24 protein-coding genes are annotated in these 22,002 nt (G+C 34.9%); 6 read left to right on the forward strand and 18 right to left on the reverse strand.

The genetic code is table 11. From position 1 onward, the window contains the following. The first annotated feature begins 76 nt into the window (after nucleotides 1-76). The 3 genes from C9J36_RS14255 (at nucleotide 77) to C9J36_RS14260 (ending at nucleotide 2,378) form a co-directional block, all read left to right on the forward strand. Nucleotides 77-811, forward strand: a complete 735-nt coding sequence (locus tag C9J36_RS14255) for a glucose 1-dehydrogenase (protein ID WP_066168627.1) — start codon at nucleotides 77-79, stop codon at nucleotides 809-811. Nucleotides 812-1,148: 337 nt separating this feature from the next. Beyond that, entirely contained in the window at nucleotides 1,149-1,310 is a 162-nt protein-coding gene (locus C9J36_RS17320) for a hypothetical protein (protein WP_161956433.1), read from the forward strand. Nucleotides 1,311-1,406: 96 nt separating this feature from the next. Beyond that, nucleotides 1,407-2,378, forward strand: a complete 972-nt coding sequence (locus C9J36_RS14260; RefSeq protein WP_066168625.1) for a tRNA dihydrouridine synthase — start codon at nucleotides 1,407-1,409, stop codon at nucleotides 2,376-2,378. Nucleotides 2,379-2,807: 429 nt separating this feature from the next. Here the strand turns inward: C9J36_RS14260 and C9J36_RS14265 are convergent, their stop codons facing one another. From C9J36_RS14265 to C9J36_RS14280, 4 genes are all read right to left on the reverse strand, one after another. Then, a complete protein-coding gene (locus C9J36_RS14265; RefSeq protein WP_107943526.1) occupies nucleotides 2,808-3,287 on the reverse strand; it encodes a methylated-DNA--[protein]-cysteine S-methyltransferase in 480 nt (159 codons plus the stop codon). Next, complete coding sequence (locus tag C9J36_RS14270) at nucleotides 3,271-4,167, reverse strand: DNA-3-methyladenine glycosylase family protein (protein WP_107943527.1); 897 nt, start codon at nucleotides 4,165-4,167, stop codon at nucleotides 3,271-3,273. Before C9J36_RS14270 ends, C9J36_RS14265 begins: the two co-directional genes overlap by 17 nt. Then, nucleotides 4,154-4,726, reverse strand: a complete 573-nt coding sequence (locus C9J36_RS14275; protein ID WP_066168615.1) for a bifunctional transcriptional activator/DNA repair enzyme AdaA — start codon at nucleotides 4,724-4,726, stop codon at nucleotides 4,154-4,156. The genes C9J36_RS14270 and C9J36_RS14275 overlap by 14 nt, the downstream gene beginning before the upstream one ends. Before the next feature lie 265 nt (nucleotides 4,727-4,991). Next, nucleotides 4,992-5,978, reverse strand: a complete 987-nt coding sequence (locus C9J36_RS14280) for a helix-turn-helix transcriptional regulator (protein WP_107943528.1) — start codon at nucleotides 5,976-5,978, stop codon at nucleotides 4,992-4,994. 109 nt (nucleotides 5,979-6,087) lie between these two features. Between C9J36_RS14280 and C9J36_RS14285 the strand changes: the two genes are divergently transcribed. Beyond that, nucleotides 6,088-6,567 carry a GyrI-like domain-containing protein gene (locus C9J36_RS14285; RefSeq protein WP_107943529.1) on the forward strand — a complete coding sequence of 160 codons (480 nt, stop codon included), beginning with the start codon at nucleotides 6,088-6,090 and terminating at the stop codon, nucleotides 6,565-6,567. Between the two features lie 158 nt (nucleotides 6,568-6,725). Here the strand turns inward: C9J36_RS14285 and C9J36_RS14290 are convergent, their stop codons facing one another. The 5 genes from C9J36_RS14290 to C9J36_RS14310 all read right to left on the reverse strand — a co-directional run bounded on the left by C9J36_RS14290 (nucleotide 6,726) and on the right by C9J36_RS14310 (nucleotide 12,079). Next, nucleotides 6,726-8,099 (reverse strand): sensor histidine kinase, encoded by a 1,374-nt coding sequence (locus C9J36_RS14290; RefSeq protein WP_107943530.1) that lies wholly within the window; start codon nucleotides 8,097-8,099, stop codon nucleotides 6,726-6,728. Then, nucleotides 8,096-8,767 carry a response regulator transcription factor gene (locus C9J36_RS14295; RefSeq protein WP_107943531.1) on the reverse strand — a complete coding sequence of 224 codons (672 nt, stop codon included), beginning with the start codon at nucleotides 8,765-8,767 and terminating at the stop codon, nucleotides 8,096-8,098. Before C9J36_RS14295 ends, C9J36_RS14290 begins: the two co-directional genes overlap by 4 nt. A 22-nt stretch (nucleotides 8,768-8,789) precedes the next feature. Next, a complete protein-coding gene (locus C9J36_RS14300; protein WP_107943532.1) occupies nucleotides 8,790-10,883 on the reverse strand; it encodes an MMPL family transporter in 2,094 nt (697 codons plus the stop codon). 201 nt (nucleotides 10,884-11,084) lie between these two features. Further along, a complete protein-coding gene (locus C9J36_RS14305) occupies nucleotides 11,085-11,600 on the reverse strand; it encodes a hypothetical protein (protein ID WP_235616086.1) in 516 nt (171 codons plus the stop codon). Then, complete coding sequence (locus C9J36_RS14310; RefSeq protein ID WP_107943534.1) at nucleotides 11,600-12,079, reverse strand: RNA polymerase sigma factor; 480 nt, start codon at nucleotides 12,077-12,079, stop codon at nucleotides 11,600-11,602. The genes C9J36_RS14305 and C9J36_RS14310 overlap by 1 nt, the downstream gene beginning before the upstream one ends. 166 nt (nucleotides 12,080-12,245) lie before the next feature. Between C9J36_RS14310 and C9J36_RS17325 the strand changes: the two genes are divergently transcribed. Then, complete coding sequence (locus C9J36_RS17325; protein ID WP_161956435.1) at nucleotides 12,246-12,392, forward strand: hypothetical protein; 147 nt, start codon at nucleotides 12,246-12,248, stop codon at nucleotides 12,390-12,392. 122 nt (nucleotides 12,393-12,514) lie between these two features. On the opposite strand, the gene C9J36_RS14315 is transcribed toward C9J36_RS17325, so the two are convergent. Further along, entirely contained in the window at nucleotides 12,515-12,976 is a 462-nt protein-coding gene (locus C9J36_RS14315) for a hypothetical protein (RefSeq protein ID WP_107943535.1), read from the reverse strand. A 204-nt stretch (nucleotides 12,977-13,180) separates the two neighbouring features. Here C9J36_RS14315 and C9J36_RS14320 point away from each other — a divergent pair, with 204 nt between their 5' ends. Further along, on the forward strand, nucleotides 13,181-13,888 hold the full coding sequence (locus C9J36_RS14320; RefSeq protein ID WP_107943580.1) for a class I SAM-dependent methyltransferase: 708 nt from the start codon (nucleotides 13,181-13,183) through the stop codon (nucleotides 13,886-13,888). A gap of 308 nt (nucleotides 13,889-14,196) precedes the next feature. Here the strand turns inward: C9J36_RS14320 and C9J36_RS14325 are convergent, their stop codons facing one another. From C9J36_RS14325 to C9J36_RS14360, 8 genes are all read right to left on the reverse strand, one after another. Beyond that, nucleotides 14,197-15,663, reverse strand: coding sequence for a hypothetical protein (locus tag C9J36_RS14325; protein WP_201261958.1), 1,467 nt, complete (start codon nucleotides 15,661-15,663; stop codon nucleotides 14,197-14,199). A 294-nt stretch (nucleotides 15,664-15,957) separates the two neighbouring features. Next, nucleotides 15,958-16,896 (reverse strand): hypothetical protein, encoded by a 939-nt coding sequence (locus C9J36_RS14330; protein ID WP_153061609.1) that lies wholly within the window; start codon nucleotides 16,894-16,896, stop codon nucleotides 15,958-15,960. Between the two features lie 304 nt (nucleotides 16,897-17,200). Then, on the reverse strand, nucleotides 17,201-17,434 hold the full coding sequence (locus tag C9J36_RS14335) for a hypothetical protein (RefSeq protein ID WP_153061610.1): 234 nt from the start codon (nucleotides 17,432-17,434) through the stop codon (nucleotides 17,201-17,203). 21 nt (nucleotides 17,435-17,455) lie between these two features. Continuing rightward, nucleotides 17,456-17,752 carry a Mor transcription activator family protein gene (locus C9J36_RS17725; protein WP_107943538.1) on the reverse strand — a complete coding sequence of 99 codons (297 nt, stop codon included), beginning with the start codon at nucleotides 17,750-17,752 and terminating at the stop codon, nucleotides 17,456-17,458. An 88-nt stretch (nucleotides 17,753-17,840) separates the two neighbouring features. Beyond that, nucleotides 17,841-19,469 (reverse strand): recombinase family protein, encoded by a 1,629-nt coding sequence (locus tag C9J36_RS14345; protein WP_235616087.1) that lies wholly within the window; start codon nucleotides 19,467-19,469, stop codon nucleotides 17,841-17,843. A 205-nt stretch (nucleotides 19,470-19,674) separates the two neighbouring features. Beyond that, nucleotides 19,675-20,178: a hypothetical protein gene (locus C9J36_RS14350; RefSeq protein ID WP_107943540.1), complete on the reverse strand. Its 504-nt coding sequence runs from the start codon at nucleotides 20,176-20,178 to the stop codon at nucleotides 19,675-19,677. 128 nt (nucleotides 20,179-20,306) lie between these two features. Beyond that, the gene (locus C9J36_RS14355) at nucleotides 20,307-20,825 is read right to left on the reverse strand and encodes a hypothetical protein (protein ID WP_107943541.1); all 519 of its coding nucleotides are present in this window, start codon (nucleotides 20,823-20,825) and stop codon (nucleotides 20,307-20,309) included. 27 nt (nucleotides 20,826-20,852) lie between these two features. Continuing rightward, nucleotides 20,853-21,959, reverse strand: a complete 1,107-nt coding sequence (locus tag C9J36_RS14360) for a DUF927 domain-containing protein (protein WP_107943542.1) — start codon at nucleotides 21,957-21,959, stop codon at nucleotides 20,853-20,855. Nucleotides 21,960-22,002: the final 43 nt, after the last annotated feature.

Genomic DNA, 22,002 nt, shown 5'->3' on the forward strand with positions numbered 1-22,002 from the left:
CAATTGTAGTTTATTTATACTTACCATTTGCAAGAGTGATTTTAATTTTATTATTACACTTAGGAGGAGTTTTACTATGGCTCGTTTAGAAGGTAAAGTTGCAATTATTACTGGTGCTGCACAAGGTATGGGCGCTTCACATGCAAAATTATTTGTTGAAGAAGGTGCAAAGGTTGTTATCACTGACTTAAACGAAGAAAAGGGACAAGCATTAGCTGCTGAATTAGGTGAAAATGCAGTTTTTGTTAAACAAAACGTAGCAAGTGAAGAGGACTGGGCAGCAGTTGTTGCGAAAGCAGAGGACGCTTTTGGTCCGGTAAATGTTTTAGTAAACAATGCGGGTATCACAATGGCAAAGTCAATACTGGAAACTACTGCTGAAGAATACCGTCGCATCGTAGAAATTAACCAAGTATCTGTATTTTTAGGTACAAAGGCAGTCATCCCTTCAATGCAAAAATCTGGTAGCGGCTCAATTGTTAATATTTCTTCCTTAAATGGCTTAGTTGCTGGTGCAATTGGCTATACAGATACAAAATTTGCTGTGCGTGGCATGACAAAAGCAGCAGCAATCGAAGGCGCTCATTACAATATACGTGTAAATTCTGTACACCCAGGTGTAATTGCTACACCAATGGTTGTGCAAGAGGATACGAAGGCAGCGGTAGAAGAATTTGCAAAGCATATCCCACTACAACGTGTTGCACAGCCTGAGGAGGTTTCAAAAATGGTACTATTTTTAGCCTCTGATGAATCAAGCTACTCTACAGGCTCTGAGTTCATCATTGATGGTGGTATTTCTGCACGCTAGTAGCTAACTATCAATTACATCTCGGCGAAATTGCATCGGGATTTTGATTCAGTGTATTTGGGACACCGACTGAATTAAGATAAATGGAATATAGGGCTATCATGTCGATTCGAAAAAGCATATGTTTTTTCGAATCGACTTTTTAGATTTGCTACATAAAAAAATAAGCCCTCTGTAATAGCTTTTGTCAATTACTTCTTAGCTAACTTTAGTCCAGATTTTTTGGGGCTTGCTCGAAATTTCATCTTCAAAAACGGTAACACCCACTGAAAGAAGTTAAAAGTTATTACTTCCTAAATTAAGAAAAAGGAGTTCATAAAAGTAATATTCAAAAAACATGGTCAACCATACAAAAAAAGCCTATGAGCAATTTGCGAAGGAAGGCTATTTAGAAAGTAATTTATTATTTGAATTACAGCCAGAAGGAACACACGATGTTTGTTTCTTTAGCACATACTTTATTAATGCACTTCGTTGGTTATATAGCACGGTCAATTAAAGGTAATGGAAAGATTCAAGTCAATTAACTGTGCAGAAAGAAAATAAGTATGGTATCTTTTTGCAAGATAGAGTTTTAAAAGAGAGGATTTTATCAATGAAGCAAAGTAATTTTTGGCTTGATTTACCGCGACCATTTTTTATATTAGCACCAATGGAGGAAGTAACGGACGTTGTATTTCGACATGTTATTGCGGAGGCAGGTCGCCCAGATGTATTTTTTACGGAATTCACTAATACAGCGAGCTACTGTCATCCAAATGGCGTCGACAGTTTACAAAGTCGTTTAGCTTTTACAGATGATGAGCAGCCGATTGTAGCTCATATTTGGGGTGACACTCCAGAACATTTCAGGCAAATGAGCATTGGTATGAAGGAGCTCGGCTTTAAAGGCGTCGACATTAATATGGGCTGTCCCGTTGATAATGTAGCAGAAAAAGGAAAAGGAGCAGGCTTAATTCTTCGCCCTGAGCTTGCTGCCGAAATTATTCAAGCTGCCAAAGCGGGTGGATTGCCTGTTAGCGTTAAAACAAGACTAGGCTTTACGGAAATAGAAGAATGGCGCGAATGGCTTACGCACCTTTTCAAACAAAATATCGCCAACCTTTCTATTCATCTTCGTACGCGAAAAGAGATGAGCAAAGTGGCCGCGCATTGGGAGCTAATTGCAGACATTAAAAAATTGCGTGATGAAATAGCACCCGATACATTGCTAACGATTAATGGTGACATTCCTAATCGCGCTAAAGGACTTGAACTAGCTCAGCAATACGGTATTGATGGTGTTATGATTGGACGTGGTGTCTTTACAAACCCTTTTGCCTTTGAAAAGGAACTAAAGGAGCATAACACGTCAGAATATCTTCGTTTACTGCACTTACATCTCGACTTATACGAGCATTACTCAAAGCAATTTGAGACACGCTCATTTAAAGCATTGCAACGCTTCTTTAAAATATATGTACGCGACTTCAAAGGAGCAAGCCAACTAAGAAATCAACTAATGAACGCTAATTCCCTTGAGGAAGTACGTGAGTTATTAAAAGCATTTGCAAGTGAAGAGAAATAGAAAATTTATCGTAAATGGAAGGGGGTATTCAGAAAATTGCATTGCTGATTTCTGAATACCCTTATCTCTGTCTTTTAGTCACTTCATTTGATATGTCTTTAATCTAAATGTAATGCACAAAGGCTAAATTTTAAAAAATACATTTATATAAATTACGCCCCGATTTTTCTAGCTAATCAGTAGAAGTTAACCGCTGTGACATCCACCATAAGCTTTATCCCAACACGATGTTAGTCACTCAGTCGTTACCTCAGTATACGATGTTCTTAGACTAAGTTCCTCCTTATCAGTGAGTGTTAGGACACTAGCTAAAATAATGCTTGTATTCATCTCGCCATCTATAGAGGTAGGAGAGCTCCGTACCTGTCGACTTGCTATCGGTACAGAAAACATTCCTGAAAGAAATTAAAACAAAAAAGAACGAGCCTTTTAAGACTCGTCCCTTTTCATAGATTGTTCATGCTGAAGCAGCCATTCCTTCCTCCACAAACCGCCCGCATAGCCTGTTAGCTTTCCATTAGAGCTGATAATCCGGTGACAGGGCACAACAATGCTAAGCTTATTTTTGCCATTTGCACTCCCTACAGCTCTAATAGCTTTTTCATTTTCAATAGCAACCGCAATATCCTTATAAGATGCCGTTTCAGCATACGGTATTGCTGTTAAAGCACACCACACTCTTTTTTGAAACTCAGTTCCTTCAAATTGATATGGGAATGTAAAGTCTTGGCGTAGCCCCTTAAAATACTCATCAAGCTGATTGTAGCATGCTGTTAAAATCGGCGATGCCTCAGTTTGTTCTGCATCATCCTTTTCGGAAAAGAGTATAGAAATAATCGCTGCATCTGTTCCCATTATTTCAATTGTGCCAAGAGGTGATTCATAGTATAATTTATATTTTTTCTCCATATAATGACCTCCACAAATAAAAGGTTGCATATCCCTGCCAGCCTTGCCAATTAGCCGCATACGCCTCTATTTGATTTATTGTTGGTTTTTCTTCAAGATGTAAAAGAGCTTTTAATGCATTATGAAGACCCACATCTGTAATTGGAAAAGCAGCGCTTTGATGTAGGCATCGCATCATCACATAATTTGCCGACCATGCGCCAATACCTCTTATTGATGTTAACGATTTTTCTATATCCTTCATTTCTAATAATTTTTCTTTCGAAAGATTGCCATTCACTATTTCCCGCGCAATGTTAATAATATATTCAGCCTTTCTTGTAGTGAATTGAAGCTGCTTCAAGTCCTCTACAGTCAAGTCTGCTATTTTTCCAGCTGTAGGGAATTGCCAAAACTGTTTCCCCTCAAAAATCACATACTCTCCAAATTTTTCAATCAATCGTTTCTTTAATGTGTAAGCAAATGTTAAATTAATTTGTTGACCTGTAATTGCCCAAACAAATGCCTCAAATAAATCTGGAATACACACAATCCTTAAACCGTAATATTTTTCAACAAGTGGCTTGAGTATTTTATCTTGGCTAGCCAATTGATAAAAACCCTCTAAATTTTGTTCCAAATCAAACCACTCCCAAATATACTGTGCTACTTTTTTACGTTCAGCTGCGGGTGGAACCCCCATCGGAAATTCAATCTTTATGCGATGATTTACTGATGTCACTTTACATAAAGTTTCACTTATTACTTTATATATGGAACTATCTGTTATTTGGTGGAGCACCTCTAAATTTGATCTATCTAAATAAACTAAACACGCATCAAAATTAAATTGTTTAGGAGGCAAGACTTCGAAATAAGATTCGGAATCAATCCATTGCATTTTGGAATTCCTTTCTATATTCGCTCGGCGAACAGCTTTTTAAGCTTCGGAACACTTTATAAAAATTAGAAGGGCTTTGAAAGCCAACCTCATAGCAAATCTCCAAATTCGTTAATTTGCTACTTTTAAGAAGATAGGCAGCTTTATCAATGCGTATTTTCTCCAAATATGTGCGTGGTGTCTCAGAAGTTTCTTGTTTAAATAAACGCTCTAAATAATAAGGACTTAAGCCAATCTGCCTTGCTATATCCTTCAAGCTTAAATTTTGCTTATAATGATTAACTAGAAATGTGATAATATTTTTTACAACCTCAATATGCGGTGAATGCTCGATTTCAGGCTGACATCGTTTACATGGACGATAGCCTGCTTCTTCAACAGCCCTTTTATCATCATAAAACTCCACATTTATCTTTTTAGGCTTCCTTGACCTGCAGGAAGGGCGACAGTATATTTTCGTCGTTTTTACTGCAGTGAAAAATAAACCATCATATTTTCGGTCACAAGCCATAATTTTTTCCCACATTTCTTCAAATGTTAGGTCAATATTGGTCACCATATAATCTACCGCTCCTTCCGCATCAAGTTAATTGCATTCATTTTATCAGGAAACCGCTCTTCATTTCATCCTTATTCTTGCTATTATGGTCGCCAAAAAGGAATTCCTTTTCAAACGATGAGGTTGTCTGAAAAGCCTATTTCATTTTGATACCGCAGGTTTTCATTGCTCCATTTTTATCGAAGATAGACACTGCTAAAGCTAATGTTCATCACGTTTTTAAAGATGTCTTCTCTATATAGTTGAGTCAATATTTTGTCAATTATCATCGCCACTGTCCAAAATGCCGGCTATGTACGGCTTTTTGGACGCCCCGGTGAAATGCCTCTCGTAAACTAGTTAAAACTGCTTGTGGCACTTCTTTTATCGTTATATCTTTCCCCAAAAAAAGGAGCCAATTTGTTAGCTCTTCTAATTCATCTGCATTGTTTATATCGATGTAGGTTTCCAGCATCGCTGTCGTTTGGAAGGGATTCGTATAGGTAAGGGAAAATTTTAGAGGATGGTATTTTTTAAATTGAGCAATTGCCCTTGGACCTAGCTCTAAAATAAGATTAATTTCTTCCTCCTGCTTACTTAACTTTTCTAAAATTTTTTTCTTATTTAACTGTTTTTTCATAGAGGCTGGCTCTACATCTATCAGCTTATCCACCGAAAAAATTCTTCTCTTTTCCTCCTTTAAATCAAAGCCTTCGATAAACCATAACCCCTTTTCATGATAAAGATGCAAAAGATAAATGGTATATTGCCCCTCTTTGACAGTGAGCTGTAAACAGCTATCTAAAAGAATGATTTGAATCAGCTTTTCTAATATTGGATGTGGCAAATCAGATAGCTCTAGTAAATCGGGATTGTTTGGATTCGTTCCTTCAAAAAGCAAAATTTGATTTAATAGTACAAGGTCATCTTGCTGTGTTTCCGATATAAGCCCTAGTAATTTTTCAGCTAAGGATTGTCGGCTTTTTAAATAAGGGAGCTGTTGATTTCTCGTTGCCATAAAAGCAATAAAAAGTGCTTTAATTTCGTTATCAGTAAAGCGAACATTGGGTAAAATAGAATTATTCATTACAAAATAGCCGCCCGCTCTTCCCACCTCAGCATCAAGTGGCATACCCATTGCCTCAATTTCTCGAATATCGCGAATAGCTGTCGCACGAGAAATATTAAATTCCCGCATAATTTCAGAAATTGTAAAATGGGAGCGATTGTTGATATACCGCATAATGACATTAATCCGTTCTACTTTTTTCATTATGCCCTCCTAAACAGTATCATTTTTTGATATGATTAAACGCTATTATAAGTATATCAAATGAAAGCTCAAGTCATTTGATAAAATTCAAAAAAGGCAGGTTATAAACATGGGAAACTATACGCTTGAAGAAAAAGATGGCTTCACTGTTTTAGGCATAGGAGTTGAGCTGAAAAGCGATTACACAGATTATATTGGCATTAACAAGGAAAAGTCAGATTTTTGGCAGGCAATCCAAGAAGATGGCAGGCTTAATACTTTAAAAAACCTAGCAACAAATGATTATATCTTTGCTGTAAATGAGGCTGTAAATAACAAGATGATGCACTACGCTGGCGTTTTGACAAAGGAAACATTACCAGAAGCAACAAGAATTATCCAATTCCCAAAAGGCGAATATTTGGTCGTGAAGGGAGAAGCAAACACATCAGAGGAATTAAGCAATCAGCTTACCGGCATTGCCTTCGATCAAGCTTTACTAGCAGCAGAGGATGTTGCCTATGTTGGTGGACCAAATACAACGGTTGAAATGGGAGAAAAAGACGGCTTAGTATACGGTGAAATGTGGATTCCTGTTGTGAGAAAGTGAAATACTGTAATGTGTGTCCCTTAAGCAGTACATTGCCTGCTTAAGGGACTCTTTCATCAAAGGAATAGCTAGATAAAATTTTGGAAATGGAATAAACACTGGTTTTATAAGCTTTTACGAATTTATTGTATTTAATTATGCATTTTGAAGCAACAAAGCTATCTTTTAGGAAAGATAATAGTAAAAGTTGCGCCTTTATTTATTTCACTTTCGATTTCGATGACAGCATCGTGATAAGCAAGTACTTCTTGAACAATAGACAAACCTAATCCCATCCCATCTTTATTTCGAGCTTTATCTACTCGATAAAAACGTTCAAATATTTTTTCCATTGCTTGTTCTTCCATACCAATACCAGTATCCTTAATCTTCACGACAACTTGAGAATTCTCTTCAAAACTTTGAATACTTATTTCTCCATATTGCCTGTTATACTTAATTGCATTTCCAATTAAATTTTCCCAAGCATTCATCAGCAACGATCGATCCCCAAAAATCGTTACAGGATATAAATCTATTTTAATTTCAAGTCCTTTATCTTCTATACGCCACAACATAGAATGCACAACTTGATGAAGCTGTTCATCTACACGTACTAGCTTTTTATTAATTGGGTAAGTTCTTTGATCAATTGAGGTCAGTATTAGTAATTGTTTCGTTAAATTTGATAAGCGTTTTGCCTCTATTTGAATGGTTTTATTATAATTCTTCCCTTCAACTGAGGAAATTTCCTTATCAAGCAGCTCTGAATATCCTTGTATATTTAATAACGGTGATTGAAAATCATGAGAAACATTATTGACAAATTTCTTGCGTGCTTCCTCTGTATTCGCTAACTTCTGTTGCATCATTCGGAAGCTATCAGCAAGCTTTCCAATTTCGTCTTTTCTATTGATCATTAGAGGATAATTAAAGTTATGATTAGCAATTTCTTGCGTTGCACTTGTTAATTCTGACAGTGACCGAGTCAATTTTCGAGACACAAGTAAAATGCCTATAATGCTACAAATAAAGACTGCAAATATAAAGCCAAGAATAATTAAATGAAACTCTGTAAAGAAACTTGTATTATTTGAACGTAAAAATAATGCATATTCTTCACCTTCAAGCTCTAGCTGTGTCCCAACAGTATTTTGTATATCATTTGCAAAATGACTCATCATCAAGTATGAATTTTTGAAGGATTTGATTCCATGGTACGCATCTTCTTCTTTAAATATTGAATGCATTTGCTCGTTTAACTCACTATTATGAAATGGTTCTCCAAAGATAATCTGTTGTCCATCTTCCTTAACTAATGCAATTTGGTAACCTAAGTAACTCATTGTTTGTAGAAAATCCGAAGATGCCTGCAGGGTTGTTTCATGCTTTTCCATTTGTTCAGCCAATTGTTCGGCAATATCTAAATAACGATTATTCATTTGTTCTTTTACAAAAGCAACATAAAGTATATTTGAACTAATAAAGCCTATGAAGATACTCATACAAATAATCATGAATGTATATAAAATAAAGCGCTGTAGTAATTTCATCCTCTTACCTCGAGTTGATAGCCAAAGCCTCGAATTGTAACAATTTCAATTGTAGCTTCAGCTCTTTTTAATCGTTCTCTTATTCGATTAATATGAGTATTTAGTGTAAATTCTGGTTGCTCTAAGGTTTCACCCCATATTTCATCAATTAAATCCCAACGATTCACATTTCGCCCTGTCCTTTGTAATAAATAGAATAACACCTCTAATTCTTTCATTGGCCAAATATATTGCTTGTCCCCAATTTTAAGCTCCCAATTGTTCTGATCCATTTTGACATTTCCCGCAACACTTTGTGATTGATTTACTTTTCTATAACGACGTAAAATAGCATTTATGCGGAAAAGCAGCTCCTTTGTTTCAAACGGTTTAACAATATAATCATCAATCCCTTGTTCAAAACCTTTTTCCTTATCTTCAATTTGCCCTTTTGCTGTTAACAAAATAACGGGAATTTCATATTGTTTAGTAACTATATTCGCTAATTGAAAGCCATCCATTCCAGGCATCATCACATCAATGATTGCTAAATCAAATGAATATTTTTTTAAAAAAGCAAGCGCTGCCTCGGCATTGCTTGCTTTTTTCACATTATATCCAGCCTGTTCTAAATGGATAGAAACTAATTGCAGAATCGCTTCATCATCGTCCACGACTAATAATGGCAATTACTGTTCCTCCTCCATGAGCTTATTTACTATCTTTTTCGAAGAATAAAATGAGTGAGGGTAATAACATTCCTCGAACTAAGAATGTATCAATGATAATACCAATTGCGACGATAAATCCAAAAATAAATAAATCTGTAATCGGCATTGTCATTAATGCAGCAAATGTTGCTGCAAGTATAATACCTGCTGACGATATTACTCCACCTGTATTACGTATAGCTATTTCTAAGGCATCCTTCACGTTTTGATATTTGCGTTCTTCTAGGAAACGGCTGACAAGAATAATATTGTAGTCAATTCCTAATGCTACTAAAAATATAAAAGCATAAACTGGTGCACGAGTTGAAATAGCATCAAAACCGAATAACGCATCTACTAAGAAAATTCCTAATCCTAACGCCGATACAAAGGAGATTAAAATCGTTGCCATCATATAAATAGGCATTTTAATTGAACGTGTAAGGACTAGTAAAAGCAAAAGTATGAGCAGTGTTTCTAAAATCACAATTTTAATAATATCTTGATTATTTACTTGTTGTTCATCAACTAGTTTTGCTGTTGTACCAGCATAAGATAACTCAACTTCTTTATTATTTGATAAGCGGTAAGTCGCATATTCATCTCGAAGTTCTCCTAAAAATTCAATTGCTTCAATACTATAAGGATTTTCCTTTAATGATACTGTTATTTTACCATATTTTCCATTATCCGATAACCCTGAAGGTCTAGCCGAGCTAATATCTTCTTTTTCTAAGAAATTGGTTGTAATTTCTTGTAGTTGTTCTTGAGTTAGTCCTTCCCCAGTAACAAGTACTGTTGTTTGAGCTAAATCACCTTTATTAAACTTTTCTTCAACTATTTCAAATGCTACACGAGACGGTAAATTTTCAGGGAAGTTTTTTACAGAGTTAAATTCATAATCTAAATTAAATACATTTATTGCGGTTAATACTAAAAATAGTAATACTGTACCACCAACTAAACCTGGCTTTGTTACAACAAATTTAGCAATCGGTCCCCAAATTCCATGTTTAACTTCCTTTTCCTCACCATATATAGGTACTTTAGGCCAAAATGCTTTTCGTCCAAACAATGCAAATAGTGCAGGTATGAGTGTCACAGAAGCAATCATTATAATAATCATCGCCGCACCAAATACCGGTGCGAAGTTTTGGTAATCCCGGAAATTAGCAAAGTACAAAATAATCATCGCTGCAAATACAGTACCACCTGCGAATAATACTGGTGTTGCAGTTGCACGCATCGCTACTCTCATTGCTTCATATTTATCTTCATAATAATTTAACTCTTCACGATAACGAGAGAAAACAAATAATGAGTAATCAATAACTGCTGCAAACAATAAAATGCTCATTATTGATGTTGTAGCATTATTGATTTCAAGTCCTCCCATACCTAGTAAAGCCACTGTTTGGTTAACAATTTGATATACTACTACCGTTGCAAATAGTGGAATTATTGCCAATAACGGAGAGCGATAAATGATAATTAATAAAGCCAAAATGATTGCGATTGTTGCAAATAATAGCTTTAAGTCTGCTGATTCAAATAACTTTACTGTATCACCCGCAATACCTGCTGGACCAGTAATATAGAAGTTTATATTTAATCTTTGAGCAATTTTAATGCCTAATTCTGTAGTTTTATCATTAATTTCTGCATATTCTGCGTTTCCTAAACCTGCTTTAAGATTCATAGGAACAATCAATGTCGTTTTATCTTCTGATAAAAATGCTGATAATGCTTGTGGTGGTAATTTTGAAATATCAACAATACTTTCTATGCCCTCAAAGTTTTCCTGTTTAATTCCATCAATAATTGTAATAGCATCTTGTATTTGTAGTTCTCCTTGTGGATTATGGAATACATATATCCCAGGTGTCCCCTGATCTTTCGGGAAATACTCATCTAATTTAATTTGTGCAACCATAGACTGAGCGTCACTTGGTAGCGATTGAAAATTAGTTACTTTATAATCTCCTAATTTCGGTCCTGCACTAATGCCTATCATTAATACTAACCAAAGTATAACAGTTATCCATGCGCCCTTTTTTGTAGCTACTCTATCTGTTAATGATTTTATGAAATTCATTGTTGTCCTCCTTTGCATAACTTTTTTAAGTATAGAACCTTTATATAAACTTGATATAAATTTCAAAGGAGGCCTATATACCTCTCTAATAATTTGTAGTTAGCTTATCCAAAAACACTAATAACAAAAATCCCTTTAGCAAAGAAATGCAACAAAGGGATTTAACGTAATATTTAATTACTACTGCTTAGCTAGAGCAACTCATCGAATAGGGTTTTCAAAGTTCCAGTTCGTATATATGACTGCTGCAGTAACTGGATTTGCGGACGTATCTTCTGTAAAGCCACCGATTAGATTCCCTACTCTAAATGTAGGCTCAAATAATTGCTCCTCTTTAGGTGCTGCTGTTGGTCCATCTATCCCTAACTCTGTTTCATCTGTCACAACTACTATCATTCCGTTATCCAATGTAAAGCTTAGACCATCTGCTCCGACCTCTGTGATAAAGCCTTCAATATTTAGCAATACGCTGGCGGCGGGCGCTGTATGGTCCACTACAATTCTTTCCGTCAAATCTAACGCTTTATCGTGATTTATATTTGTTAAAGCAGCTATAGCAATTACTGCGCAGGATGCTACACTTCCAACTATCAATTTTAAGTTTTTCATAAAACCCCTCTTTTCTTTTTGCTCATATTCCATCATCTCTTTTTGCATTTTGCTTTTAAATTCTTCGGAAGCATGAATCTGCTTCATCACATTCTTATAAGCATTCATCACACTTTACTCCCTTCGTCCAAAATCATTTTTAACTTCAATCGTGCCCTTCTCAGCTTTGAACCTACAGTATTTGCTTTCATCTCTAATAAATCGGCAATTTCAGTAGTCGTGTATCCTTCATAATAATGTAAATAAACAATGACCCTATCCTTTGGGTCAAGCTCAAAAATTTCAGGGAGTACCATCTGCTCCTCTTTTGCGATAAACGTCATTTCTTCTGTTATCGGTACCGTCTTCTTAACGCGAGAAGACTTAAAATAATCCTTGCATTTATTAAATGTCACTTTTATGAGCCATGCCTTTAAATGCCCTTCATGATTGAAAGATTTTGTCTGTCTCATTAGTGTCATATAGACCTCTTGAACAATATCCTCCGCCTCAGACATACTTTTGGTCTGCTGCACAGCAATTCGTATTAGAGTATCGCTATATGTTTGAACAATGTCGTGAATACGTAAGCCGGCGAACGTTCTCATACCTAACCTCCTTCACCTCATAATACGATTCATATTCGTTTATTCGTGCAATAGATAAATTATTTTATTTTTCTTAATATAAGTAAATTGATAAACTATTCATATAGGACGAGATTAGGGAACTAGCGTAGATGCTATTAACGATGCTTATGTGGAACGGTTTTCTATGAGACGTGCTGCCGACCTAGATGGAATGGTAGGACCTGCTTTATTCCTAATTAGTGACGACGCTTCCTATGTAAATGGGGCAAGTCTATTAGTTGATGGCGTCTGGGTAATCTCTGGTTATCCATATTTAAGCAATTTCACGTAATAAATATGGAAATCGACTACAATTAGGAAATGAGCAGGGGGGAGTTTTTTCGTTGAATTAAGACGATGTTTGAATTCAATACTACCTGTAAGTGCTTTAGCTGCGCTTTCTTGTATAAATACTTATTTTTCTAGTTGGTTTTTCGCCTCTTGTACAATAAACCTAATTAAAAAATCTTGCGTAATGCTTTTGACATTATCGCCATATTGAAAGTCATCTATCATTTCACTTATTTCATACCAGATACCTACTTTTTCGTTAGCAAAATGTTCCCGTATCACTTGATAAATCTCATATCCAATATTTATCGCATTATTGGCATCTAGTATTATTTGTTGTAACAAATGCTGTACGTAAAATTCCACACTTTCTTCATAGGATGGTTCCGTCAACTTTAACTCATTTAATGCCCTTTTGAAAAATTGTTCTACTTCAAAAATATTTAATGGTTCTTCCAAAGCAGCGAGGAAATTAACGGCCGGTGAAGAAAATTCATTATCTAACATTTTATAAGCCCATTCTACATAATCCACTGGCAAAATGTTGCCTTCTAATTTCTTATAATACAAAAGCTTTATATCCATTTAATACTCCTTTACTTATCGTAAGGTTCTTCGTCATAGTACTAACCGAGGTTTATAACTACTTTTATTGATTCTTATCAAGACCACTTACAAGAACCATATTTTTCGAAATTCATATTATACAAGAAAGCATATTTGTACTCGTTTAACTGCTCTCGAGCAACGGCTTTTATACTTCTTATCTTTCGAAAACAAAAAAAGAAGGTGTTTATAATTCAGAATTCCAAGTATCTAGATATTTTATCTAAACTAGGTATTGAGGGTGCACACCCCGGTGGTATTAATCTGACAAAGGAAATACTCAAAAGGGAGAATATTAACAAAAACTCTTACATTTTAGATGTAGGGTGTGGCACCGGTCAAACTGCAGCCTATTTAGCTTACAAATATGGAGCAAAAGTAACTGGTATAGATATTAGTCCAACAATGGTTGCAAAGGCCAGGAGGAGAATGAAAAAAAATCATTTACCTATAAAAATAATTCAAGGCTCCGCTGAGAAAATTCCATTACCAAATAATCTTTTTGATTTTATTATTTCTGAATCTGTCCTTTCTTTTGTAAATAAACCAAAAGCTCTTAAAGAAATCTTTCGGTTATTAAAAATTGGGGGTCGTTTCATTGCAATTGAACATACGATTAACGAGCGACTAAAGAAAGAAGAGGAAAACGAAATCAAACAATTTTATGGATTTGATTCCCTTACTATGAAAAAAGATTGGGTGGCATTAATGAAACAGGCCGGTTTCGAACATATTCGTATACAAAAAAACACATCCATCGATTCAATGCTTAATATCCATTATTTCAATGATATTGAACCTGAATTTTATGACATTATGCGAAAACATTTTAATATCCTTTCCAAATATGAAGGAAAATTGAGCTATAGAATTTATTCATGTACAAAATAAGTCGGAATTTTCCTGAAAGCAATTTAACCATTTCACTTTGTTCTTAGCCTTGTGATAGGCTTATCGAAAAAGAAATCAAAATAGCTTTTTTAAAACTAACATCACAAAGGCCACTTAAAGTGCTGATATATCAGCGTTCTAAGTGGCTTTTTTACAAACCTTAATCGTGGTGGAGTTCACCGTATTATGAATGGCATTTTTTAATGGAATTATAAAACAACCACTGAGATTTGCTCTAGTGGTTGTTTTCATAAACCGCACTTACTTATGGTAAGGTTCACCGTGATGTGGGTAAGTGAGGTTTATAATTATATATGTTTCATTAGCTCTTGATATCGATGATCAGATGCAACTTTATCTAATCTAGAAGAAGGGAATTGAGCTATAAAATCTAATACGGCGTTAATATGAGGGTCTGTAGTTTTCGTTTTGAATTTAGGGATTAAACTGCGCAATCTTCTGTTCGGAATACCTCTGTCAAAATCCCCCACAAACTCTGGGTCAGTAAACAATTTTAAGAATTCTTTGATTTCTTTAACCTCAAAATTATCTATAAATCTTGCATAGTGAACTACTGCCTGTTCATCTACGCCTTCTCTATAACCTAATCCGTTCCCAACATAACAAACAACTATAACCTTAACGAATAATTTTCGTGCTGAATCAGGTATTCCTGATTTTGGGAGTGACTCTGCAATCGAACTTGCATGGATACTCTCATTATAAAAATTATTATAATTGTAATGAACAGATCTAAGTGTTTGTAATTTATCAATCAATTCTGCCGCTAAACTATCTTCATCTTTATATCTAAGTCCATCTACAATTTCTAAAAAGCGTTGGGTAGCTTCCTTTTTATATACTTGAGCATTTTTTCTGTATAAACCAAATTTAGAACCTATTCGGTACTTTACTTCATCTTCAATTCCAACCCAAATCGGTTTCGCTAACAGCTCAATGTTGTCTTTTACGAAATCATCTTGTCGTTCATCACAATATAGTCCATAAAGCGTTAAGATAAAGTCATTAATTCTTTCTTGGGGTTGTTTTAATAAATCTTGAGCTATTACAGTAATATCTTCTTCTGGAATTACAGTCTTACGAATGTTATCTAATAAAGTTTTAATTTGAATTACTGACGTATCAGGTTCTGCGATTATTGCATGTTTTAAACAATGTTCTAATAAAGAAAGCATTTCTGTACCTGTAACATCGTTCTGATTAGGGTGTGCAGAGCTTGCATGATTTCTTAAATAATTTACATGCTCTAACCTATTAAAATTTATATCGCTTAACAAACCAATACGTCTGCAAATCTCTAACAAATCATGATCCGAAATATTTTCAAAATCATCGAATGTATTTAAGTTTTTATACCTGTTATTTAATGTTCCAGCAATTGAATAAAAGTATTGCAAATCAAAATTATTAACCATATTTCTCAAAGCATTGATTGTTTCATTCCATAAAAAGTTTAAAGCACCGTCAAATAAGCCAACTGTTATTGCTACAGTAAACTTTGATAAGTACATTGCCTTAGATCGTTCTGACATAGGTAAAATATCTAGTGTTGATTCTAAAGCAAAAATTACTTTTCTTCTTTCTTCAATCGGTACTAAAACATCTTCTGTGGGCAACCCAATGTAATTCAACATATCTGCTAATGGTTGATTTAATGTTGCAACAGAAGTATCAATTGAATTTGGGGTGTAGCCTTCTTGTATGATATTAAAATTTGATACAGGTGCATATTGTAATTCTTTCTTCCCAGTCAAACATAACCCTCCAAACGCATTTTTTACTACTATTCTACAACAATATTACCAATTTATATAGTTATTAGAACTAAAAAGAGCAGATAAGTCATCTACTAATGATCTATCTGCTTCATACGCTGTTAAATAATCTAACACCGTATTATTGAATTGTATTTAAATGCTATCGACCTCATGTTGTTCATTCAAGGTTACATCTTTAATAATTAGAGTAACTAAATATTTTTACTATCTTTGTATCATTAGCTTTATTGAATACTGGCTTTCATTGCAAAATTCTACAATATGAGCCTTTTATTTAACCACATAAGTATCTGAATACTTATAATAAACTTGCCTTGAATTTTCATAAATCTTACCTGAATAAGAATCCACTCGATAAAGCTCTATTCTCCTACCATCTGGTGAAAATTCAATAGTTTGAATATCCCATTGTTTTTTATCACTATACGTATTAATATCTGAAATTTCAATAGTATTGAAATTAGTTATTTTGTAATCTCTTACTAAACCATTAATTGTACCGTTGAAGGAATCCGTAACAAATTTATTCTCAGTAAAATAGACTAAATCCGAGTAATCCTCCATCAACATATCTTCTTCGCTTACCCAAGAACCTACAATCATTTTTTTTACTTCCTCAGTTGTAAACAGTGGTGTAGTATCTAATGTACTGTAACCAATGAAGTCAACTGGACTGTTAAAATCACTACTTGTAAAGTAAACGCTATTTGTTATATTTTCGTTTATCACTGTATCATAAACCAATTCAAAGAATTCCCCACTCTCTGCAATTCCCTCTTTTGTTGGTTTACCCAACTTTTGTCTAACATCGTCTAGCGTATTGCCAATCATTATTCCATTAAATAAATAAGCATCATTACTTATCTCTAGGCTTTCTAATTTTTGAGAGCTATTTAATGAAACAGACAAGCCATCATAGCTTAAACTTTGACCATCTTCCCATTCATATAAATCCTGAGGTTGCCCAAGTAACGCTATGATTCCTTCTTTATCTAATGAAACTATTTCATGTAAATCTAACGGATTATTTCTTTTTGGTTCCTCATTTTTAGATGTAACTTCTTCATTCGCTACTTCATTTTTATTTTCAGGAGATATTTCATTAGTAACTTCTCCATTCACATCATCGGCTTCATTATTAGCATTGCTACAGCCAGAAATAATGAAAGCAAAAGTAATCGGTAATAACATTTTTCTAAAAAACTTCAAGTAAATCCATCCCTTCATGTACGGTTTATAAATTCAATCATCTTAGAGTTTTTAATGATCGTATTAAATTAAAAAGCTGTGAAATCAAAGCCTGACCTTGATATCACAGCTTTATATAAATTCGTAATCTACTTAGTACATTTTTTACATATCTGTCCCTTGAAACATGTATTGCAGGAGAAATGATCACATGCTGTGCAGGTTCTTAACTCAGAAACAAATTTCTTTTTTAGACAGCATCTGCATTTAGCATGTCCGCTTTCATTGAGCTGATTAGAATTGACCATCGTTCTTCCTCCTGCAATTAATATCCACGTTGTTTTAATACCATTCTTGCAGCTGTTCTTCTGTTTTTAGCAGTTGTTGAATTGCCCGCAGATGTATCAGTAGCAATCCTTTTCAGCTCTTCATCAGAATAAAATTCTAACCTCTCCATCTCAGCTTTCATGCTGTCCTGCTTATCTCTAAGATTGTTAAGACCTTTGTTCATCATATCTCCGAAAAATGACATATAACTTCCCCCAATTTTATTTTTCACTGCCTAACCTACTAAAAAGCATTATCTTATTGTGCCTTTATATGAGTTTCTTTTTAGTATTTTCATAATCCAGCTATAAGAATAATCATATTTCCGTGCTAACTCTTTAGCATTTGTCCCATCAAATTCTTTAATAATTTGCTCGTGCAAAAATTCTTCTGCTAACAGTCGCTTAGGAAAGGTAACATATTGCCCAGCGAAATAGTTGTATACGCATAACGTATTTTTATAGCCAATTAACTCAACAAAATCTTTATATGCTCCATTGAAACAAGAACTATCTAACGTGCTTTTATCTATCGCTTTCTCCCCCCCTATATTTTATTTTCAATATGCCATTTTTCCATTCGATAATCATTTCTATTATCAAATGGACTATCCTAACTAAAAGCCACTTATAGCGGTATCAAATAGCTACTAAAACAGAAAAAGGAGCTGGAGAAGTGTCCTCAGACACCTCTCCAACTCCTAATTTCAACTCTTGTAACACATCGTTATTCAACATGATTTGGATGCTTTCAATCTTACGTGTTTCGTCAATAGTAACTTGGTGTATCAACAAATGTAACAGTCGTTTGCGTTGCTCTCTTGTAAGAGATTGTTTAAATGCTTCATCGAAATTTCCGAATATGACTTTTACCTGTTCATACGTTATTTCTGTAATTGTTGCTCCTCGTAGTTGCTCCTTCAATGGTTCCATAACAATTTTTATTTCATTCATCTGTTGTTTAATAGCTTGGGATTTTTCTATATAATCAGCTTTGGTTATCAACTCATCCATATAGGCTTCCCACGTTTTCTCTAGTTTTCGATTCAACAACACTAATTCATTTTCGCAACGATCATTCTCTTTTTGGATAGGTTCATACATAGATGATTGCTTATCATTAATGCCTACCACTAATTCGTTAATTAACTGCTCATTGTGAAGTAACTCCGCAATTTTATTCAGAACATAAGGGTCAGCATAATCGGTTCGTACACCATTGGAACGACAAGCATTCGTCCCTTTATTTTTCCATGCGCCACATACATAGTATTCTAGGACTCTTTTTTCACCCGACTTGGTACGGTTGGTTGTACGACCTACAACCATTCCTGCCCCACATTGCGGACATCGCATAATGCCTGTTAACGGAAACTCACCATCATGAATTCGATTAGGTTTACATGTACGTTCCTTATAAACCTTTTGAGCAATTTGCCATGTTTCTTCAGAAATAATTGCTTCATGACACCCTTGTACAATGACGGGGTCAGGATTAATATTATTCCGTCTTTTTTCATTCCAATCTCTACGTACGTTATACCGAATATAACCAGCATAGACAGGGTTCGTTACAATTGTCTTTATTGCATTGAGAGAAAATGTTTTGTTCTTCTTTGTACGATATCCAGCTCGGTTAATAAAGTTTGCGATAGCTTTATACCCTTGCCCTGTTGTGTACATGTGAAAAATAGTACGAATAATATGGGCTTCACGCTCATTTATTACAAGAGCTGTGTTTTTCCGTTTTTTATTTTCCCCGTCTACTTCAAGCACATCATAACCAAGAATGTGACCGCCATTCCATTTGCCTTCTTTTGCACGTGCAATCATACCCATTTTTACATTTTCAGCAATATTATTTCGCTCATATTCTGCAATGGCAGCCATCATTTGAAATTGAAGCTTACCTGTTGGTGTTTCTGTTTCATACTTTTCAGTGTACGAACGAAATGCAATGTTCTTACTATTAAATTTCTCCACCATGTTCATTAAGTCCACACTTTTACGAGCTAGTCGATTCATTTTCCAAACGAAAACGACATCAAACTTTTTTTCATCTGCATCTGCTAATAAACGTTGAACTGCTGGACGAGCAGTGATATTTTTCCCACTAATCCCACGGTCGATATATTCATCATAAATGGTGTAGCCTTCTCGCTCACAATATTCCCGTAATACTCGGATTTGTTCGTCTATACTATAGCCTTCTTCTGCCTGTTCGGTCGTAGATACACGAGCATAAATTGCTACCTGTTTACTTGTCACCTCCTTGCTCCTCCCTTCCCTGTAGAATGTATTGCTCACACATTTCAGCGAGTATGAGAATGAGTTCTTTGGATTCTTGTTCCATAATATCCCTCCATCTAATATCATTCACGGTTATAATATCTATTTATAGTCGGATTCGTTAGCGGTTAAAGGATAGTAAGCGCTAAATTGGCCCCTACTACCTTTTGAATATTCCTTCTCGTTAACATTTATTTAAGCCGATTACCTCAATCTCATTTTTATTACCAAAGCATAATGCATTAAATTCAGGTGAGAAATTGAGCGCTTCATTCGGTAAACCTGAAATACACTCGGCTGGATCATCTAATAAAAATCCTTCTTGCAATACAAACGAGAAAAATGGTGATTCATTTTGCTCTAAAAAAGAAACAAACTCAAGCATTAATTGTACATATTGCTTCTGACTTGTGACTACTTGATGTTCTTTGGCATACCAAACAACCTCCCAGCTATAACCATTATCAACAAATAAATGATGTGGTCGCACAGGTAATTGCGATAAGTGATTTAATACAAACTCCAGCTCTTTTGATGCTTCTGGTAAATATAAATGTGTATTGAATGTAACGTAAGCCGCTAAACGATATAAGGAATGCTCTCCATCATAATGGTCTTCTCGCATATCCGCATCATATATCAAGTGAAGTACCGTATCTGTATAGTCAGTTGTGTTTGTAAGATTCATCGTTTATTCTCCTTTTTTGTATCAGCTAAATTTGCTGCGTGATTGATTTTCCCGTAAACCCGTAATTTGATGGGGCAATTTCCTTTTGATTTACCTATCAAAACAACGGATTTACGGGTTAAATATTTTCATTCAATGTTTGATGTCAATATCGTAGCAACAGGTACTTTGAAACTATAAGTAACAATCTTACTACCATCAGCAGTAGGGATACGTTTATAATTTCGATCTTGCTCACGTAAATAAAATGGAGCATCCTTTAAGCTTTCTTCGACTACCTTGATATTTGTTGCAAACGGTTGAATTAATTTCTCGAAAGCTTGAGGATAGTATGACACTTCATAATAGCCTCTACGTTTGCTAATCTTCCCCTTGCATTCACCTGTTGGGTGAAATTTACCGAAAATAAAACTATTAATTGTTACTGGTACATCTTTTAATACAGCATCATAAACAGTTTTCGCTATATTTCTTTCATTTGCTAGAGCAGATTCTACATTATTGATTAGCTTAACTACCTCTTTAAGATTAAACTTTAAATTAAGCGGCTCTTGAGCTAACTCTAATCCTGTTAATATCGCTGCATATCGTTGAATAACTCGATCACTATATTCGGATTCTGGGAGGGTCTTTTTAAATTTTTCCATCCATTTTTTATAAGTATTGGGGATGATTTACCAATTTTTCGACAATTTTCGAGCAAATCGAATGCCTGCACCACCATAATTATTAGCTATAACGCTTTTAATGGTGTCTGCTTGTGCTGCGGAATCCGTCCACTGTATATCAGCAAATTCCTGCATTCGGACATATAAGCCACCATTTTTATTCGTATTTTCTAATACACTACTTTCACCTGTTGTAATAAGAGTAGTTGCCCACTCACTCTTCTCAGCAAGGTCACCTGTTTTAGTTGATCGTTCCTTGTCACCGCCTTCCGCAAGGCGATAGATAACATTTGTAAAATCTTTAATTTCAGACATGGAAGTTTCGTCTAGCAACAAAGCTACACCATTATTTTTTCCTAATCTTTTCATCATCGCATTTGCAGTAGCATTCCAGCTTTGAAACAGTCCTTTTTCACCTTTGGTAGGACGACCCCAAACAGAAACTGCTAATGCCCCTGCTGTGGTTTTGCCTGTAGTTGAACGACCAACTAAATGAAAAATGGCAGTATCAACTGATTCACCTGTCCGTTTCAAATAACCAATGATAATTGATGAAAGACCTAATCCTAAAGCAAGTGTCAAATTAGGTGAAGGAATCACTTGCTTTTTGACCATCCTCTGCCACTCACGTACACTTCCCTCTACAGCTACATTGAAATCACAGTTTTGTTGATCCCATTTAAATGCCTGTTTCTCAGCAGCAATCGGTCTACTTAAACCAAACACAATCTGTTCCTTACGAATCATTGAAGATGTTGGTAAAAAACCGATGTGCGTATATGTTTTCCTAGAAGTAAGCGTTTGATATTGCTCAATCAAGTATTCATTCAATATCGATTTATGAGCCTGCTGAATTAAGAAGCCAAATTGACTTACTAATTTGATTTTCTTCTCCTCGAATTCCTCTGTTGTAAAGATTTCACATTGTAAATTACCATTTATAGCAAATGCTAATACAATAAAACCTTTACCGTCCTTTACTTCTTGGAGACGCTCATCCACATACACGACATCTGACAACTTTTGATGGTCATAGTTAAAAACCCCTTGTTTTGTTACATACACATCAGCGTATTTAATGGTTTGACCAGCCTTTAATTCTTCCCACATCATCTCTCACCTCCTATTTCAATTGATTTTTTACCACTATTTATTA

The sequence above is a fragment of the Metasolibacillus fluoroglycofenilyticus genome (genome assembly GCF_003049645.1).
GTDB lineage: Bacteria > Bacillota > Bacilli > Bacillales_A > Planococcaceae > Metasolibacillus > Metasolibacillus fluoroglycofenilyticus.

Bases quoted from the DNA above. Each gene is read 5' to 3' on its own strand.
- C9J36_RS14255 (WP_066168627.1), top strand. From the start codon at position 77: ATGGCTCGTTTAGAAGGTAAAGTTGCAATTATTACTGGTGCTGCACAA.
- C9J36_RS17320 (WP_161956433.1), top strand. From the start codon at position 1,149: ATGGTCAACCATACAAAAAAAGCCTATGAGCAATTTGCGAAGGAAGGC.
- C9J36_RS14260 (WP_066168625.1), top strand. From the start codon at position 1,407: ATGAAGCAAAGTAATTTTTGGCTTGATTTACCGCGACCATTTTTTATA.
- C9J36_RS14265 (WP_107943526.1), bottom strand. From the start codon at position 3,287: ATGGAGAAAAAATATAAATTATACTATGAATCACCTCTTGGCACAATT.
- C9J36_RS14270 (WP_107943527.1), bottom strand. From the start codon at position 4,167: ATGCAATGGATTGATTCCGAATCTTATTTCGAAGTCTTGCCTCCTAAA.
- C9J36_RS14275 (WP_066168615.1), bottom strand. From the start codon at position 4,726: ATGGTGACCAATATTGACCTAACATTTGAAGAAATGTGGGAAAAAATT.
- C9J36_RS14280 (WP_107943528.1), bottom strand. From the start codon at position 5,978: ATGAAAAAAGTAGAACGGATTAATGTCATTATGCGGTATATCAACAAT.
- C9J36_RS14285 (WP_107943529.1), top strand. From the start codon at position 6,088: ATGGGAAACTATACGCTTGAAGAAAAAGATGGCTTCACTGTTTTAGGC.
- C9J36_RS14290 (WP_107943530.1), bottom strand. From the start codon at position 8,099: ATGAAATTACTACAGCGCTTTATTTTATATACATTCATGATTATTTGT.
- C9J36_RS14300 (WP_107943532.1), bottom strand. From the start codon at position 10,883: ATGAATTTCATAAAATCATTAACAGATAGAGTAGCTACAAAAAAGGGC.
- C9J36_RS14305 (WP_235616086.1), bottom strand. From the start codon at position 11,600: ATGAATGCTTATAAGAATGTGATGAAGCAGATTCATGCTTCCGAAGAA.
- C9J36_RS14310 (WP_107943534.1), bottom strand. From the start codon at position 12,079: ATGAGAACGTTCGCCGGCTTACGTATTCACGACATTGTTCAAACATAT.
- C9J36_RS17325 (WP_161956435.1), top strand. From the start codon at position 12,246: ATGAGACGTGCTGCCGACCTAGATGGAATGGTAGGACCTGCTTTATTC.
- C9J36_RS14315 (WP_107943535.1), bottom strand. From the start codon at position 12,976: ATGGATATAAAGCTTTTGTATTATAAGAAATTAGAAGGCAACATTTTG.
- C9J36_RS14350 (WP_107943540.1), bottom strand. From the start codon at position 20,178: ATGAATCTTACAAACACAACTGACTATACAGATACGGTACTTCACTTG.
- C9J36_RS14355 (WP_107943541.1), bottom strand. From the start codon at position 20,825: ATGGAAAAATTTAAAAAGACCCTCCCAGAATCCGAATATAGTGATCGA.
- C9J36_RS14360 (WP_107943542.1), bottom strand. From the start codon at position 21,959: ATGATGTGGGAAGAATTAAAGGCTGGTCAAACCATTAAATACGCTGAT.